Origin of the sequence: Collimonas sp. PA-H2, from assembly GCF_002564105.1 — a bacterium.
Lineage (GTDB): Bacteria > Pseudomonadota > Gammaproteobacteria > Burkholderiales > Burkholderiaceae_D > Collimonas.
On sequence record NZ_PDBX01000001.1, the window covers coordinates 5,384,833 to 5,401,360 of the forward strand.

Annotated in this window: 18 protein-coding genes; 6 read left to right on the top strand and 12 right to left on the bottom strand. The window is 58.0% G+C overall.

Features of this window, described 5'->3' with window-relative positions; genetic code table 11:
- Positions 1-37 precede the first annotated feature (37 nt).
- Positions 38-1,162, bottom strand: coding sequence for an iron-containing redox enzyme family protein (locus BCF11_RS24755; RefSeq protein ID WP_098497101.1), 1,125 nt, complete (start codon positions 1,160-1,162; stop codon positions 38-40).
- A gap of 373 nt (positions 1,163-1,535) precedes the next feature.
- On the opposite strand from BCF11_RS24755, the gene BCF11_RS24760 reads away from it, so the two are divergent.
- The gene (locus BCF11_RS24760) at positions 1,536-2,111 is read left to right on the top strand and encodes a TetR/AcrR family transcriptional regulator (RefSeq protein ID WP_098497102.1); all 576 of its coding nucleotides are present in this window, start codon (positions 1,536-1,538) and stop codon (positions 2,109-2,111) included.
- Positions 2,112-2,207: 96 nt separating this feature from the next.
- Here BCF11_RS24760 and BCF11_RS24765 read toward each other — a convergent pair whose 3' ends face one another.
- The 5 genes from BCF11_RS24765 to BCF11_RS24785 all read right to left on the bottom strand — a co-directional run bounded on the left by BCF11_RS24765 (position 2,208) and on the right by BCF11_RS24785 (position 7,866).
- Complete coding sequence (locus BCF11_RS24765; RefSeq protein ID WP_199111039.1) at positions 2,208-2,666, bottom strand: hypothetical protein; 459 nt, start codon at positions 2,664-2,666, stop codon at positions 2,208-2,210.
- Positions 2,667-2,924: 258 nt separating this feature from the next.
- Entirely contained in the window at positions 2,925-4,172 is a 1,248-nt protein-coding gene (gene frc / locus BCF11_RS24770) for a formyl-CoA transferase (RefSeq protein ID WP_098497104.1), read from the bottom strand.
- Between the two features lie 67 nt (positions 4,173-4,239).
- Positions 4,240-4,692 (bottom strand): PAS domain S-box protein, encoded by a 453-nt coding sequence (locus BCF11_RS24775; protein WP_098497105.1) that lies wholly within the window; start codon positions 4,690-4,692, stop codon positions 4,240-4,242.
- A gap of 105 nt (positions 4,693-4,797) precedes the next feature.
- Positions 4,798-6,048, bottom strand: coding sequence for a formyl-CoA transferase (gene frc / locus BCF11_RS24780; protein ID WP_098497106.1), 1,251 nt, complete (start codon positions 6,046-6,048; stop codon positions 4,798-4,800).
- Between the two features lie 54 nt (positions 6,049-6,102).
- Positions 6,103-7,866, bottom strand: a complete 1,764-nt coding sequence (locus BCF11_RS24785) for a thiamine pyrophosphate-binding protein (protein ID WP_369827826.1) — start codon at positions 7,864-7,866, stop codon at positions 6,103-6,105.
- Between the two features lie 145 nt (positions 7,867-8,011).
- Between BCF11_RS24785 and BCF11_RS24790 the strand changes: the two genes are divergently transcribed.
- From BCF11_RS24790 to BCF11_RS28095, 4 genes are all read left to right on the top strand, one after another.
- On the top strand, positions 8,012-8,620 hold the full coding sequence (locus BCF11_RS24790; RefSeq protein WP_098497108.1) for a Crp/Fnr family transcriptional regulator: 609 nt from the start codon (positions 8,012-8,014) through the stop codon (positions 8,618-8,620).
- A gap of 185 nt (positions 8,621-8,805) precedes the next feature.
- A complete protein-coding gene (locus BCF11_RS24795; RefSeq protein ID WP_098497109.1) occupies positions 8,806-9,546 on the top strand; it encodes a hypothetical protein in 741 nt (246 codons plus the stop codon).
- Between the two features lie 25 nt (positions 9,547-9,571).
- Positions 9,572-10,159, top strand: a complete 588-nt coding sequence (locus BCF11_RS24800) for a C39 family peptidase (RefSeq protein ID WP_233212623.1) — start codon at positions 9,572-9,574, stop codon at positions 10,157-10,159.
- A 267-nt stretch (positions 10,160-10,426) separates the two neighbouring features.
- Positions 10,427-10,600 (top strand): hypothetical protein, encoded by a 174-nt coding sequence (locus BCF11_RS28095; RefSeq protein WP_158229277.1) that lies wholly within the window; start codon positions 10,427-10,429, stop codon positions 10,598-10,600.
- 258 nt (positions 10,601-10,858) lie between these two features.
- Here BCF11_RS28095 and oxlT read toward each other — a convergent pair whose 3' ends face one another.
- The 4 genes from oxlT to BCF11_RS24820 all read right to left on the bottom strand — a co-directional run bounded on the left by oxlT (position 10,859) and on the right by BCF11_RS24820 (position 14,683).
- A complete protein-coding gene (oxlT, locus tag BCF11_RS24805) occupies positions 10,859-12,178 on the bottom strand; it encodes an oxalate/formate MFS antiporter (protein WP_098497111.1) in 1,320 nt (439 codons plus the stop codon).
- A 175-nt stretch (positions 12,179-12,353) separates the two neighbouring features.
- On the bottom strand, positions 12,354-13,364 hold the full coding sequence (locus BCF11_RS24810) for a 2-dehydropantoate 2-reductase (RefSeq protein ID WP_098497112.1): 1,011 nt from the start codon (positions 13,362-13,364) through the stop codon (positions 12,354-12,356).
- A 54-nt stretch (positions 13,365-13,418) separates the two neighbouring features.
- Positions 13,419-14,186 (bottom strand): fumarylacetoacetate hydrolase family protein, encoded by a 768-nt coding sequence (locus tag BCF11_RS24815; RefSeq protein WP_098497113.1) that lies wholly within the window; start codon positions 14,184-14,186, stop codon positions 13,419-13,421.
- A 161-nt stretch (positions 14,187-14,347) separates the two neighbouring features.
- Positions 14,348-14,683, bottom strand: coding sequence for a hypothetical protein (locus BCF11_RS24820; protein WP_098497114.1), 336 nt, complete (start codon positions 14,681-14,683; stop codon positions 14,348-14,350).
- Between the two features lie 154 nt (positions 14,684-14,837).
- On the opposite strand from BCF11_RS24820, the gene BCF11_RS24825 reads away from it, so the two are divergent.
- On the top strand, positions 14,838-15,767 hold the full coding sequence (locus BCF11_RS24825) for a LysR family transcriptional regulator (protein ID WP_098497115.1): 930 nt from the start codon (positions 14,838-14,840) through the stop codon (positions 15,765-15,767).
- A gap of 8 nt (positions 15,768-15,775) precedes the next feature.
- Here the strand turns inward: BCF11_RS24825 and BCF11_RS24830 are convergent, their stop codons facing one another.
- Together BCF11_RS24830 and BCF11_RS28730 are read right to left on the bottom strand one after the other, a co-directional pair.
- Complete coding sequence (locus BCF11_RS24830; RefSeq protein ID WP_098497116.1) at positions 15,776-16,201, bottom strand: DUF2442 domain-containing protein; 426 nt, start codon at positions 16,199-16,201, stop codon at positions 15,776-15,778.
- The gene (locus tag BCF11_RS28730; RefSeq protein WP_098497117.1) at positions 16,188-16,436 is read right to left on the bottom strand and encodes a DUF4160 domain-containing protein; all 249 of its coding nucleotides are present in this window, start codon (positions 16,434-16,436) and stop codon (positions 16,188-16,190) included. The genes BCF11_RS24830 and BCF11_RS28730 overlap by 14 nt, the downstream gene beginning before the upstream one ends.
- Positions 16,437-16,528 lie beyond the last annotated feature (92 nt).

Sequence of the window (16,528 nt, forward strand, 5' to 3'; positions counted from 1 at the left end):
TGACGGCCTTGCCTGCTGCAGATCCTGGCTTCGCCGGTCAGGCCTTGTCTGCTGCCGATGCATGCGTTTGCAGCATGCCAAGCAATGCATCGTAATAATCCTGGCAAGTATTCAGGCGCAACATGGCGCCCTGCAGGATTTCTCCGCGCGCTTCGGGATATTTTGCGTCAAGCGGCACGATTACGTTTTCCAGCCAGCCCTGGGCATGAACGACATCGATACTGATATGCTCCTTGTAGTAATCGACTTCGCCTTCCTTGCCCAGGCCGATACGGTGGCAGCCATGCACCAGCTTTTCATATTGGCGCGGGTCCAGCAGCTCAGTGATCGCCATGATGCCGATCGCCTTGAAGTAATGCTTGCGCTGCAGACAGGTCAGCATGAACAGATTGTGTCCTGCCAGACCTTGCCAGCCGAGCGACGAGGCATGATTGTCTTCGGCATTATCAGCGCCGACCATGTCCAGCAGCTGGCGGAACAGATTGACGTGGCTTCGAGCGGAGTTACCGTTGCCCGATTCATCCCACAGATTCTGCACCAGTTCCTTGCGGGTGATTTCGTCCGAGCCGACCAGTATCAATGCGATCAGGTCGAAGAAACGGATGTTCAGCGCCGCGTCGCTGCGGAAAAATTCAATGAACTGACCGTGCGTGGCCGTGGTTTCCAGGTAGTCGAACAAAGGATGGTTGGAGACGCTATGCTCGCTCCAGAGAAGGCGCAAGGCATCGGTGAGCGGCATGTCGGCGCTGATGCGCGCCAGCGGCGAGGAGTCGCCGGACGCCAGCCAGGCTCTTTCGATTTCATTACGCATCTGCTGCAGGTAATGATTGGATTGATTAGCTGCGGCGAAACTGGTCGCCGACGCCACATGCATATCCAGCAGGATGAAAAGTGTCCGGTGCACCAGGCACAACGCTTCATCGTCATCTGTCGCCAGGGCCTTGGCCAGCGTCGAGCGAACCTTGTTCATCAACAGCTCGAACAGCTCGCGGTCACTGTCGAAACGGCTTTCCAGCTCTGGATCGGCGACCAGCATGGACACGATGGTATCAAGGGGAAACTCGGAATATGGCTCTCGCAGACTTTCGTAGACGTCCGGGTGAAGATCCACTGCATGAAACAATTCTGTGACTTGCGAATTCGCTACGGTCGAATAACTCATGTAACTTCCTCAAAATAGTGTTTAAACCGTGACTGCCATTGCCACCCTTAATTTTTATGCAAGCGGCAGAATTGCCCCCTGTAAATTTTTTATAATATCCTAAATTTAAACAGACAGGTCTGTCATAATATTGAAATATTAGAGTCAGGCGCGAGTCTGATGACAGCTGTACAACGCCGTTTTACAACGCTTTCCAGCCAGTTTTCGCTGCCGATCACTAACTTGTATCGGCGACAACAAATATTGAGATAATATACCGTGCTGTACACAGTACCGATTTCAGCAGATCATGTCCGGCAGTCGCTTTGCCATGTTTGCGCTACCGGCCTATCGCATGTTTAACTATGTAACTTACACCTAATCAATGACGCGTATGAAAGAAAAACGACAGATACTTATCGATACGGCAACGCGGCTCTTTTCCCAGGACGGTTACCATGCGGTAGGCATAGACCGCATTCTGGCGGAAGCGGGTGTCGCCAAGATGACACTGTATAAATATTTTCCATCGAAAAAAGAGCTGGTGGTGGAAGTACTGGAAGAACGCATGGCGATGTGTGCAAATTCGCTCTCCCTGTTTCTCGAAAAATTCGAGACGCCGATAGACAAGCTGCATGGCGTCTTCATGTGGCACGACAAGTGGTTCCGCGAGGTGAATTTCACCGGCTGCATGTTTGCAGCGGCAGCGGCGGAATTCCACGGCACCGATAACGCCATCCTGCGTACGGCCGCCAGCCAGAAGAAAGGCCTGACCGACCTTGTCAAGAATATACTGGAACCCTTGGTAGGAAAAAGCGTTGCCACCAAACTGGCGCGGCAAGTGGTCATGCTGCTAGACGGCGCCACCCTCGCCGCCCATGTCGCCGGTCGCAAGAATGCCGCCAACGATGCCTGGAGCGTTGCCCAGGAAATTGTCCTGCTGGAACACTCGAAACTGCAGACTGCCTAGCTGACCCCGTTCACAGAGAGCCGATCCGAAATCATCTGGCCGGCTCTCTGTTTAGCTCCACCTTAAATACATAGCCTTGCCATCGCCGCAAGAAAGCTATTTTGCATTTCCAACAATTTTAATGCTGCCCTTGAAGTGCACAAACTTGCCGTCGGGATAGGCTACGTTGGTATGCACCGTACCATGCTCGAAATCCTCCACGTGCACCACGTTCAGCTTGGAGTCCGGTTCATGCCAGTACACCATGTAGACCTGCGGACGAATCTTGACCGCCGTGTACTGCACTGTTTCGGTAATGCCCTTGAAGATGCCGGAGCGGCAGTAAATTGACAAGGTATTAAGATCCCTGAAATTCAGGTCGATGATGGCGTCGCCAAATACCACTTCCACCGCCTTGCCCGCCGCCGGAAAATCCGCCGCGCTAGGACCAACGGCGCTGTCACTCACGGCGGCTGGCGCCATCGTTTGAGCAGCCTCCTGGGCCGATGCCTGCATTAGCAGCCCCAGTTGTAATGCAGAAAAAAGTGCAGTTTTTACAATTGATTTCAACAACATTTAATCCCCCGGTTTGATTGTTATGAGATGTCAGGTCAAATGAGACCGAGGGAAGTATATCCAGAAACAATATTGGGATTGGGCAAAAATTTAACCGTAAGGGATGCTATTGCCACCCGGCCCGGGCCAAAAACAGCAATCAAAGACCGCGGCGGCCGGCAACTGGTTCCTGGCACAAGCACAAACAATGAGCACAGACAGGCGCTCCCGGAACCGAAAGGCGGCCGGTTCCGGGGCCTGTTTAGGCAGCCGCTGAACTCAAATCACCTTTTCCTCGCGCAGCATGGCGATGTAGTCCTTGCCATAACCGAGTTGCGCCAACACTTCTTCGGTATGCTCACCCAGCAGCGGCGAGCGGGTCACCTCGGTCGGACTGTCGGACATCTTGATCGGATTGCCTACCGTCAGGTACTTGCCGCGAGTCGGATGGTCGACTTCGACTATGGTGCCGCTCTCGCGCAGTGAGGGCTCCTCGGCGATTTCCTTCATCGACAGGATCGGACCGCAGGGAATATCGTACTGGTTGAGGATATCCATCGCCTCGAACTTGGTCTTGCTCATGGTCCATTGCTCGATGCGGGCAAAAATCGGCTTCAGATGCAGCAACCGCGCCGCCGGCGTGGCGTACGCTTCGTCCGTGATCCAGCCCTCCTCGCCGATCACCTTGCAGACCGCCGGCCAGACCGCGCCCTGGGTGATGAAATAGATGTAGGCATTGGGATCGCTTTCCCAACCCTTGCATTTCAGGATGGAGCCCGGCTGGCCGCCGCCGGAAGCGTTGCCAGCGCGCGGCACCGCCTCGCCGAACTTGCTGTCCGGGTATTGCGGATACTCATGCATGGTGCCGGTCCGTTCCAGCCGCTGCTGGTCGCGCAGCTTGACTCGGCACAGATTGAGCACCGCGTCTTGCATCGGCGCCAGCACTTTCTGGCCGCGCCCGCTGCTGTGGCGCTGATACAGCGCACTGACGATGCCGAGCGCCAGGTGCAGGCCGGTGCCGCTGTCGCCGATCTGGGCACCGGTCACCATCGGCGGGCCGTCGTCGAAGCCGGTAGTCGAGGCGGCGCCGCCGGCGCACTGGGCGACGTTTTCATAGACCTTGCAATCTTCGTACTTGCCGGGACCGAAGCCCTTGACGGAAGCAACCACCATGCGCGGATTGAGTTCCTGGATGCGTTCCCAGCTGAAGCCCATGCGGTCCAACGCGCCCGGCGCAAAATTCTCCACCAGCACATCGCAATCCTTGATCAGGGTTTCCAGCACTTCCTTGCCCTTCGGATTCTTGGTGTCGAGCGTGATGGAACGCTTGTTATGGTTAAGCATGGTGAAGTATAAGCTGTCGACCCCGGGAATGTCGCGCAGCTGGCCGCGCGTCGCGTCGCCCTCGCCGGCCCGCTCGACCTTGATGACGTCGGCGCCGAACCAGGCGAGCAGCTGGGTGCAGGTCGGTCCGGACTGGACATGGGTGAAATCGAGAATGCGCACGCCATCCAGTGCTTTGCTCATGAAAATCTCCTGTTTCTATCCTGTTTATATTTATCGTCGTCACCATGTCGCTGGTGCTGCTGTGATCTTAGCTGGATTCAGCCGCCTGCGTCGCCGCCAGTTTGGCCTCCAGCTCTACCAGGCGCTTGCGCAAGGCGCGATCCTCGACAAAGCGGCTGCTTTCGTCGCGGATCACGGCAACAATCGCCGCCACCTCGTTCGCCTGGGTATGCAACAGGGCCACGGTGAATGCAATCGACAAGGCATGGCCGTCCTTGTGTACTGCCGGCACCCGCAGCACCTCGTTGCCATAGCGCGTAATGCCGCTCGTCACGGTCTTTTGATAACCGTCCCAGTGGCGCTGGCGCTGGCGTTCCGGAATGATCAGGTCGAGCGATTTTCCCAGCGCTTCATCCTGGCTGAAGCCAAACATGCGCTCCGCCGCCGGATTCCATAAGGTGATGGCGCCGCGGGCGTCGGAAATCACGATGGCGTCGCCGATTGCCCGTATCAGCTGATCCAGATCGGTTGCGCTAGACATGGCGTTGCTCCTGTTCGTTTATTAAAGCCGTCGTATCCAAGTAAATACGGCGCCCCAGGTGGGCGCCGCTGCTGTGCCGACTATCCAGCTGTCATTGCCGCATGCTCAAACTGCTTGCGCACTGTGCAATTCCGCAATCTGCCCGGCGCTATAACCGAGGCTGGCCAGCACCTCGTCGGTATGCTCACCCAGCAAAGGCGAACCGGTGATTTCCGGCGTCAGGTCGGAGAACTTGATCGGGCTGCCGACCGTGAGGTATTTGCCGCGCTCCTTGTGATCGACTTCGGCGATGGTGCCGCTGGCGCGCAGCGAGGGGTCGTTCGCCAGCTCCTTCATGGTCAGCACCGGCGCGCAAGGAATATCGAACTTGCGCAGGATATCGACGGCCTCGAACTTGGTCTTGTCCTGCAGCCACACTTCGATCGTATCGAAGATCTCGGTGATGTGCGGCTGGCGCGCCTTCGGCGTGTTGTAGGCCGGATCGTCGATCCATTCGTCCTTGCCGATCGCCTTGCAGATCGGCGCCCAGGCATGGCCCTGGATGGTGAAGTAGATATACGCATTGGGATCTTCCTGCCAGCCCTTGCACTTGAGCACCCAGCCCGGCTGGCCGCCGCCGCCGGCGTTGCCGCCGCGCGGCACCACGTCGCTGAAAGTGCCGTGCGGGTACTGCGGATATTCTTCCAGGAAGCCGAGGCGGTCGAGCCGTTGCTGATCGCGCAGCTTGACCCGGCACAGGTTGAGCACGCTATCCTGCATCGACACTGCGACTCGCTGTCCCTTGCCAGTCTTGTCGCGGCCGATCAGCGCCGTCAGGATGCCGATCGCCAGGTGCATGCCGGTATTGCTGTCGCCCAGGGCGGCGGCGCTGACCGTCGGCGGGCCGTCCCAGAAGCCTGTGGTGGAGGCGGCGCCGCCGGCGCACTGGGCGACGTTTTCGTAGACCTTCAGGTCGTCGTAGTGATGGCCGTCGCTGAAACCCTTGACCGACGCCACGATCATCTTCGGATTGAGCTCATTGATGCGCTCCCAGGAAAAACCCATGCGGTCCAGCGCGCCGGGGCCGAAATTCTCCACCAGCACATCGGATTCCTTGATCAGCTTTTCCAGCACCAGCTTACCTTCGGGTTTCTTGGTGTCCAGCGTCAGCGAGCGCTTGTTGCTGTTCAACATGGTGAAGTACAAGGCGTCGACATCCGGGATGTCGCGCAGCTGGGAACGGGTGACGTCGCCCGAGCCTGGGCGCTCAACCTTGATCACATCGGCGCCGAACCATGCCAGCAATTGCGTGCACGCCGGGCCGGCCTGGACATGGGTGAAGTCGATGATACGAATGCCGTCTAGTGGTTTGCTCATTTCAAACTCCTGTTCAATTGGTCTAATGCGTGTGCTCGCCTGCAGCAGTCCGGCTTATTTGTACATGGTTTGCGCCATGGTTCCCGGTGCATACACGGCAGGATCGACCCAGATGTTCACCACCGCGCAGCGACGCGTCTTGCGCACTGCTTCGCGTGCCCTTTGCAAGGCGCCGGCAATCTGCGCCGGATCGCGCACTTCTTCGCCATAGCCGCCTAGCATCTCGGCGAATTTTCCGTAAGGGATATCGCTCAGCAGATTGCCGACATTGCCGCGTTCTTCGCCGTACTTGGCCAGCTGGCCGTAGCGGATCTGGTTCATCGCAGAGTTATTACCAATCACGGCGATATACGGCACGCCGAAACGATTGGCGGTCTCCATGTCAAAGGAAGTCATGCTGAAAGCGCCGTCGCCGTAGTAGCACATCACTTCCTTTTCCGGATTGGCCAGGCCGGCGGCGATCGCAAAACCGGTGCCGACACCCAAGCTGCCGAGCGCGCCCGGATCCATCCACTGGCCCGGATTGCGCGGACGCACTGCCTGCGCCGAGATGGTGACGACGTCGCCGCCGTCGCCGATGTAGATGGTGTCGTCGTTCAGGAACTCGTTGATTTCATAAGCGACGCGATAGGGATGGATAGGCGAGCTGTTCGATTTAAACAAAGGCATCAGCTTTTCCGTGGCGATGGCTTCCTGCAGCTGCAACTGCTTCATCCAGACGCGCCGCTTTTCATGGGCGCCCTTGTTGATGCGGCCGCTGGCGGCTTGCAGCACGGCGCCCAGGATAGTGCCAGGATCGCCCACCAGGCCGAGCGTGATGTCGCGGTTCTTGCCGACGGTGCGGTAATCCTGGTCGATCTGGATCACCTTGGCGTTGAGGCCGAGGCGCTTGCCGTAGCCCATGCGGAAGTCGAACGGCGTGCCGACGATCAGGATGACGTCGGCCTTGTCGAAGCCTTCGCGGCGGGTACGGTCGAAATGATGCGGATCGCCCGGCGGCAGCAGGCCGCGCGACGCGCCGTTGAAGTAAGCCGGAATATCCAGGCCGCGCACCAGATCGATCGCTTCCTTGTGCCCGCGCGAGGACCAGACCTGGCCGCCGTACAGCACTACCGGTCGTTCCGCCTGCACCAGGATGTCGGCCAGCTTTTCGATGTCGGCAACATCGCCCAATGATTTCACTGAAGCGCGATACTGCCCGGCGGCCGGGATCACGGCCTTGCTGATCTCGATTTCGCGGTCCAGCACGTCGCGCGGGATTTCCAGGTAAGCCGGGCCGGGAGCGCCGGCGAAGCAGGCGCGGATCGCCATCGACACCATGTCGGCCACGCGTTCGGTGGAACGCACGCCTTCGGAAAACTTGGTGATCGGCCGCATCATTTCGGTATGCGGCAAGTCTTGCAGCGAACCCATCATGTGCTGGGTAATGCCGCCTTGGCCACCGATATGCAGTACCGGACTTTCCGAGCGGAAGGCGGTGGCGATGCCGGTGACGGCGTTGGTGCAGCCCGGGCCGGCGGTAGTGACCACCACACCCAGTTTGCCGGTCTGGCGCGCATAGCCGTCTGCCGCGTGGGCGGCGACCTGCTCGTGGCGGACGTCGATGATACGGATGCCCTCGTCGATGCAGCCATCGTAGATATCGATGATATGGCCGCCGCACAGAGTGAAGATGGTATCCACGCCTTCATTCTTCAACGCCCGCGCCACCAGATGGCCGCCCGAGACCACGCCGGCTTCCCGGCTCTTGCGCTTGAGCGTATCGTCAGCGGTTGTACTAGTTGCCACTTTCGGCTCGGATATCACTGCTGCCATCATTCCTCCTGTTGTCGGTTGTCTCTAGGGTTTTCTTGTTGCCTTGCTTGATGCCATATTAGCTAGGGCTACCCTGGCTCTTCATTGACCTCGGTCAAGTTTTGCCGCATCATCTTCGGGCGCTGTCGACTATTACTAAATCGCTTACATGAGCCTCATAGAAAACCATCCAGAGAAAAACATCATTCGCGTCCAACTGCGTCAAAATAATGTTTTAAAGGGTTTGAGCGAAAGTGACATGCTCGAGCTGGAATCCCACCTGGTGGTGGTGGACGGCGGCAAGGGTGAAATCCTGCTGCACCAGGGCGTGCATGAAATGGAGCAATATTTCATCCTGGACGGCATCCTCAAGCGCGTGGTCACCAACCAGCAAGCCAAGGAAATGATCTTGCGCTTCGCCGACGAGCGCGACATGGAGACCAGCTATGCCGCCTGGCGCCTGAAAACGCCGGCGCCATACAGCATCGTTTGCGTTTCCAAGGCGCGGGTTGCCAAATTGCCATTGCAGCAATGGGCGGCCTTCATGGAGCGCCACCCGCAGCTGAAGCAAACCTTTGAATATGAAGTGATGCGACTGATGAGCGAGATCATGGCGCACACCATCACCCTGCATCTGCTGGATGCGCCAGGGCGCGTGCACAGGTTCCTGCGCAAGCACGCCGAGCTGTACGACCGCATTCCTAAAAAGGAACTGGCGACCTATCTGAACATTTCCGCGGAAACCTTGAGCCGTTTGAAGCATCAGGGAAAAATCTAGGCATCGCCGCCTTGCTTCCCGTGCTATCACGCTGTCAACTCTGACAGCTGTTTTTACCTTCCCCATCGTCCTAGATTGGTACGAGCACTGCCATCTTGCACATCACTTGCATCCCGTCGGGGTGCCTGAGCCGGGCAGCGCCTTTCCGCGAAACTTCTCGATCACGATCTAAGGGGAAATCAAAGATGCATGCTAAACCAATCGTCCAGGCTCTCTTATTCAGCGCCGCCGTGCTGGCCATGAGCGCTCCGCTGCACGCGCAATCAAACGCTGCGCGAACCCCGCAGCTACTCCAGCAAAGCGAAGGCAACGATGCCAGCGCCGCCGCCGCCCGCGGTTTCACCGAGTTTGTACAAAGCCAGATGCAGGCCCATGCCGGCACGCTGCCCGATGGCTTCCCGCTCGATGTGGCTGACGTCCAGGACCTGAAGGATGCCCGCATCGCCTACGGTTTCCCGGTATATACGGTCGATCCGAAAGACATCGTGGCGGGCCGCGGCGACTTCAGCGCTATGGCGAAACCGACCGGTGTCTGGCGTTTCCTGATCAGCCGCGATAACCGTCCGATCGGACTGGCGACCGTGGAAAAACTCAACGGCACATGGCAAACCATTGCCTATGGCGGCGCCGGCTTGTCCAAGGATGTCGATGCCCTGATGCAATTCCATGGCAATGCCGACCATTCCAACCTGCGCTTTATCCGCGTCTTCCAGGCCCAGTCCGATTTTCTGGAAGTCGCTTCGGCCAACGGCGCCGCGCCCCGTTTCGCACCGCTGCAATCGGCGCGCGAATCGCTGTTGCTGCAGCAGCGCGCAAAGAAAACCGGCAGCGCCGCCGATAACGCCGCCAACGGCCTGATGGATGCCAGCCAGTTCGCTGAATCCTTGCGCGCCGCCGTCAAGGCGAATATCGCCAACTTCCGCTGATCTTCAACCTACTCCAGGAGTGAACGTGAATAAGACACTACGCCGCATGATTGCGGGCGCCAGCCTTGTGCTGATGACGCCGATGGCATTGGCCGCTTCGAAAACCTTGAATGTGCCGCTGGTCACGCAGGAGCACAGCGAATGGTGCTGGGCAGGTTCCAGCAAGGCGGTATTGAATTTCTACAAGAAGGCGCCGAGCCAGTGCGGGATAGTCAACTGGGCGTTTGGCATCAACTACGCCTGCGGCAACAGCAGCTTTAACTGGAACAGCCAGGCCAACCAGCCCAACGGCATGTATGGCGGCAACGGCAGCGTGCAAGACATCCTGGGCTACTGGGGTGTGCCGAATACCGCCGTCAACAACTACCTGTCCTGGGCGCATGTGGTCAGCGACATCAACGCCAACCGGCCGTTTGTCGTGCGTTACGGCTGGACCAACGGCGGCGGCCATATCATGGTCGGGCGCGGATATGAAACCGTGAACGGCGTGAATTACCTGTACATCATGAATCCCTGGCCCGGCGAAGGCATGACTTATGGCAGCTACGATTCAACCGTGTCTGACTACGACCACCAATGGACCCATACGCAACGCATGAACATCAGCGGATAGGCTGCCGGCTGGGGCGCATCGGCCGCATCCCCGGCCGATTAAATTGCCGATATGGAATTATTCAAAAGCAGCCATGCTGTTGTTTCGATGAGACACCGTCAAAAGACAGAAATGTTGTTGTATTCCGGGCCTGTCCGTCTATATTGCAGCGCAAGATATTGACAAGTGACATACCTGTTATCGGATAATGTCATTAGAAGAAGCAATATTCAATCTCTATAATGCAAAGCAGCAAAAGAAGATTTCTACTTTGACAGGAGCATCACCATGACTACAGCAACCAATAGCTTCACCCCGGCGAACAGCACAGGTTTTTCCGCAAAAGTGGCAGGCGTTGCGTATGCCGTGGCTGCTACCGTATTCGGCATCAACCTGCGCGAATCGCTTGATGTGGAAAGCAGCAGCGACAAGGCTGACGCCGCCTACACCTGGGGCATGTAATTCCAACCAGCGCCGCCAAGGTGGCGCCGGTAAAACGCAGTGCAAGACAGCCAATCTTCGATTGGCTGTCTTTATTTGTGCTGGAGGATTTGATGCACTTCCCAAGAGCCCTTTTGGGGCCGCAACTGCCGTGCCGCAGCATAATTTAGTTATGCCAATTTCTTATATCAATTGAGAAAGGCGGGAAAACGCTGTGAAGATATGGGAGTGGGTTTGGAGTCGATCTGGAGTGGCGCGGACCGCCACTCCCTGGCTTGCTTATACCGAGTGTTCAATCGCCGCCGACGCGCCGCCGCCATGCGACTCGGCAGCTTGCGCGGCTACAGGCGGCGCTGGTCTTTCCACCCAGCGCTTGCGCATAGGGGCCAGCACGAACTTGGCGGCAAGGCCGGCAGCGATGGTGATCGCTGCGGCTGCAATGAAGACCCGGTTCCAGGCGCCGCCGGCCGACAGCACCGAAGTGAGCGGCACCAGCAAGGCGGCGGTTCCTTTCGCCGTGTACAGCGTACCGGCGTTCCCCGAGGCGAACTTGCTGCCGAAGGTATCGGCGCAGATCGCTGGGAAAATGGAAAATATCTCGCCCCAGAACAGGAATATCAAAGCGGCAAACGCCATGAATGCATAAGGATTGTGGCCGTACTGCATCAGCCCCAGCAAGGCCACGCCTTCGCCGATAAAGACGATGAACATGGTGTTTTCGCGGCCGATCTTGTCGGAAATGAAGCCACATAGAGGCCGGGTGAAGCCATTGCACAGATTATCGATGGAGAGCGTCATGGTGAGCAGCGGCAAGGTCACGCCGAGCAAGCTGATCGGCAGCTTGGCGATGCCGAAATCCTTGGCGATCGGCGCCAGTTGTGCGGTTGCCATCAGACCTCCGGCCGCGACCGCCACGAACATCGCATACATCACCCAGAACACCGGGGTCCTGATCATCTGCCCGGCCTTGTAATCGATCTTGGTCATGGTCAGCTTCTTCGACACCACAATCCCTTTCGGCGGCACCGGCCGCACCATCAGCATCGCCAGCAGGAAAATGCAAGCGCCCTGCAGGATGCCGAAGAACAGGAAGGCGCGTTCGTAGCCGGAGCTCTGGATCATGTTCGCAATCGGGATCACCGTCACCGCGGCGCCGGCGCCAAAGCCTGCCGCCGTCATGCCGGCCGCCAGGCCGCGCTTGTCGGGAAACCATTTCAAGGCGTTGCCGACGCAGGTGCCGTAGACGCAGCCGGCCCCTACGCCGGCGATGATCGCCGCCGCATACAGCTCGAACAGGCTGGTCGCCATCGAGTTGATCACCCATCCGGCCGCCGCGAAAATGGCGCCTACGGCAATCACCGGACGCGGCCCGAACTTGTCGACCAGCCAGCCCTCGACCGGCACCAGCCAGGTTTCGGTCACGATGAAAATTGAAAACGATAATTGAATCGCCGCCTGTCCCCAATGGTGCTTGGCATCCATAGGTGTCACGAACAGGGTCCATGCATATTGCAGATTGGCGACTAAGCCCATGCAGATGATACCGATAATCAGTTGTATCCACCGATTAGGGGCGCCCTTGGAATTGCTGGTTTCCATGCGTCTTGTCTCCTGATATTTTAGGCTGCTTATATTTTTATCTGTTGCGACAGCTGACGGATTGCGGCGATGCGCACAATGGGTGCGATGCCTGATTCTGGGGCGGTTTTCCTGGCCGTTCCTTGACGCCGGTCAAGATTGTGCACCGCTGGCAAATTTAGTTTTGTACCGGCAGTCAGGCCACCCTTCGCAGCTGCAACTGCCCGCGTTCTTCTTCAAAGGTCTTGGCCAGCAGTTTCACCAGCGCATACACCGTATCCAGTTGCGGCGTCGGCGTGGCGGTCAAGCGGCCCAGTTCGATCACCGATCCCACCAGCGCATCGATCTCCAGCGCCCGTCCGGCCTCCACGTCTTTCAGCATCGAAGTCTTGTGCTTGCCGATTTTTTCGGCGCCGGCGATGCGCTTGTCCAGCGGCACGCGGAAACTGATGCCCAGTTTGTGCGCGATTGTTTGCGCTTCTGTCATCAATGCGGCAGCCAGCTCGCGCGTCAATGGGAACTGGCAGATGTCGACCAGGGTTGAATGGGTCAAGGCGCTGATCGGATTGAAACTCAGGTTGCCCCACAGCTTGAGCCAGATTTCAGCACGGATGTCGTCTAGCACCGGCGCCTTGAAACCAGCCCCCGTGAAGGATGCCGAGATGCGCTGCACGCGTTCGCTGTGAGTGCCGTCGAGTTCGCCCAGCGGAAAGCGTTCGCCTTCGAAATGCCGCACCACGCCAGGCGCGACCAGCTCCGATGCCGGATAGACCACGCAACCGATGACCCGCGCCGGCGGAATCTGCTCCCCCAGCTTGCCGCTCGGATCCACCATCTTCAGGCAGCTGCCTTCCAGGACGCCACCGGTTTTATAAAAATACCAATAAGGAATGCCATTCTGCATGGTGACAATGCTGGTGTCCGGCCCCAGCAAATGATGCAGCTCATGTCCCACGGCTTCCAGCTGGTGCGCCTTGAGCGCCAGTATCACCAGGTCTTGCGGTCCGGTTTGCCGGTAATCGTCGCTAGCCCTGACTTGGCCGGCCACATGTTCCGTGCCGTCCTCCATGATCAGCCGCATGCCGTTGCGCCGGATCGCTTCAAGGTTGGCGCCGCGCACCATGAAACTTACATCCTCTCCGGCCAGCGCCAGTTTGGCGCCGACATAGCCGCCTATGGCCCCCGCCCCCACAATTGCGATTTTCATGCTTGCTCCGTATTTAAAAGTAAGAAATTCAGAAGGCCGGGAAACGCCGCAGCTCTATTCGAAGCGGTTGCTCAGTTTGCCGATGCCCTCGATCTCGATTTCCACCGTACTGCCGGGCTTCATCGAGCCGACGCCGACCGAGGTGCCGCACAAGATGAGATCACCGGGATACAAACTCATGTCCTGGGAAATCAGGCTGACCAGCCGGGCCGGTGAAAACAGCATGTCGCTGACGGGATAGTCTTGCCGCAGCTCGCCGTTCAGCCAGGTCTTGACTCTCAACCCGCGCGGATCGAGCCCGGTTGCCACGACCGGACCGAAAGGACAGAAAGTATCGAAGCCCTTGGCGCGCACCCATTGCGCAAACGTCGGATCGCGGCTCAGGATCTCCGCCGCGGTGACATCGTTGGCGCAGGTGTAGCCGAATATATGGTTGCCGGCATCTTGTTCAGATACCTGGCTGGCAGTCTTGCCGATCACGATGCCCAGCTCCCCTTCGAACACCACTTTGCCGCCGGCCGCCGGCGAACGGATAATCCCGTGCGGCTTCAGGTAGGAGTTAGGCGCCTTGATCAGGTACAGGGGCTCCAGCGGCGGCGCAAGATTCAGCTTGGCGCCCAGCGCGCCGAAGTTGTTCCACAGCGCCAGAATCTTGCTCGGCGCGGTCGGCGTCAATAAATCGACTTGATCCGGGTCCAGATATGTGCTGCTGGGCTGCGCCTTGCCAAACATGGCGCCGTCCCACAGCCGGACACGCCGGCCTTCAAGCGTGCCGAAGCGGAGACTGTCTTGATGCATGAAGCGCAGCCAATGTCGTATCATTTTTTTCTTTCATGGAAAGCGTCGACGATCAGCTATGGCGATGGCCTGCCGGGCTGGTCCGATTGTGCGAGGACTTGTTGCCGGCAGCCTTGACGGCGGTCAAGATTGCCGGTTTTTTAGTCGCTGCAGGCTGCTGGGCCCAAGCAAATAGGGGCTACTATTCAGATACCGATTTCGGCGCGCTGTACTTCCGCCCAGTTGACGTTGAGGCCTGGCCGCGAGCCGCAGGCCACGAGATTTTCCAGGCAGCGAGCCCTCGCGCTTTCAATCGCGCCGATCAGGAAATCCGCATCGTAGGCATTCAGCAAATGCGGTTGATGCAGCTCGACATAAGAGCAGACCAGGTGTTTTCCGGCGCAGCGCGCCAGCAAGGAATGATAGGTATCGAGATCCCAGTGCCAGCTCAGACCGAGTTCGTGGAAGGCAGAGTTATAGGCAAACAGCGAGGTTTCTTCGGATGGGTTGATGAATGCCGGATCGATCGTGATGCTAGCCATGATGCATTTCCTCCAAGTGAGGCGCGTCAGCGCCTGGATTCATCTGCATCGTTGTGCAGAGTTGAATCCATGGTAGGGAAAGCTAATGATTAGAAACAGTTAAAGTTTTTACGAAAGACGATTAGCAATCGCTTATGCATAACCGGGCAGCAAAATGAAAAATGCCACCTTGCGCCAGTTGAAAACCTTTGAAGCGGTAGCGCGCCATCTGAGTTATTCGCGTGCCGCGGAAGAGCTGCACCTGACCCAGCCGGCGGTTTCGCTGCAGGTCAAGCAGCTGGAGGAGCACGCCGGGTTGCCGCTGTTCGAACAGCTTGGCAAGAAAATCTACCTGACTGCCGCAGGCATAGAAATGCTGCGCCATGGCCGCATGATCATCCAGCAGTTCCGCGAAACCGAAGACGCCATGGCGCAATTGCAGGGTGTTGCCGGCGGCAGGCTGAATGTCGCGGTGATCAGCGCAGGCGATTATTTTTTCCCACGCCTGCTGGCGGAGTTCCAACGCAGCCATGACAATGTCAGCCTCAAGCTGACCGTCCACAACCGCGAAGAATTGCTGCGCAGCCTGCACGATAACCTGACCGACCTGGCGATCATGGTGCGGCCGCCGGAAGACGCTGGCATGATACGCCAGGCGTTCGCGCCCCACCCTTATGTCATCGTAGCGTCGCCCCAGCATCCGCTAGCGCGCAAGAAAAATATTTCCAGGACACGTTTGCTGCGCGAACCATTCATTGTGCGGGAACGCGGTTCCGACACCTGGCTGTCGATGCAGGAAAGTTTTGGCGAACAAGTGGCGCAGATCAACGTAGCCATGGAAATCAAGAGTTTTGAAACTATCAAGCAGGCAGTGATCGCCGGCATGGGAATCAGTTTCTTGTCAGTCCATACCATCAGCCTGGAACTGCAGGTCGGCAATCTGGTGGTGCTGGATGTGGAGGGATTTCCGGCGATGCTGAACTGGTACGTGGTGCACCGTCAGAACAAGCAGCTGCCGCCGGTAGCGATCGCCTTCGAGAATTTCCTGCTGAGCGACGGCGCCGCCTTGATCGAAAAATTCACCCGCTACAAGCTGCAGACTTGAGGAAGCGTTCAGGCCGCGCTCAGCTCCTTATTCTTTCTGGGACGGCCGCCCAGCTTGCCGTTTTCACGTGCCGCCTTAGTTTTCGCCTCGCTGGATGCCTTGCCGCCGATTTTGCCGATCTCGGACGCCATCCAGCGCTTCGAACCCAGGAAACCTTCCAGCAATGCCGGCAAGTAGAGATCGGCATCCAGATGCGGGAAGTGGATGCCAAGGCCTGAGGGCGAAATTTCAGCGTCAGCCAGTTCGGCAGGATGCGCGTGCTCCAGTCCCTGCGCGTGCTTGGGAGAAAATGCCAGCTCCAGCCCGGAGGCCAGCACGATAACGACACGGGCTACGCGGCGGTCATAGCGGACCGACACCACGCTCGGGAATATGGTTTTTTTGTCCGCGGCCCGCTGATTGGCTGCTTCAAATTGGCTGTCAGTAATGTCCATGCAGTTGCCTCCATTCGTGGCAAAGAAGGGCCAGGCTGGCATCAAGCCTGTTCGCTATCCTGGCAACTTCTTTCCGAGAAAATCCGAAATTCTCTCGCAATTCTGACGGGCCATGGGGGCAATGCAAGTTGAACACTGCTTCACAACCGTTACCTATGACATGGACATGCGCTGGACGATGGTCATTCGGGTAAACCACTACGCGTAGTCCGAAAATTGCAAGTATAGTCGGCATTATAGCACAAACCCAAGCAAGTTGGGTTATTCACAGTCAAGACAAGGTTGAACCTTACCCTAAGCCGATATAAGCAAAATCCCTAAAACCGC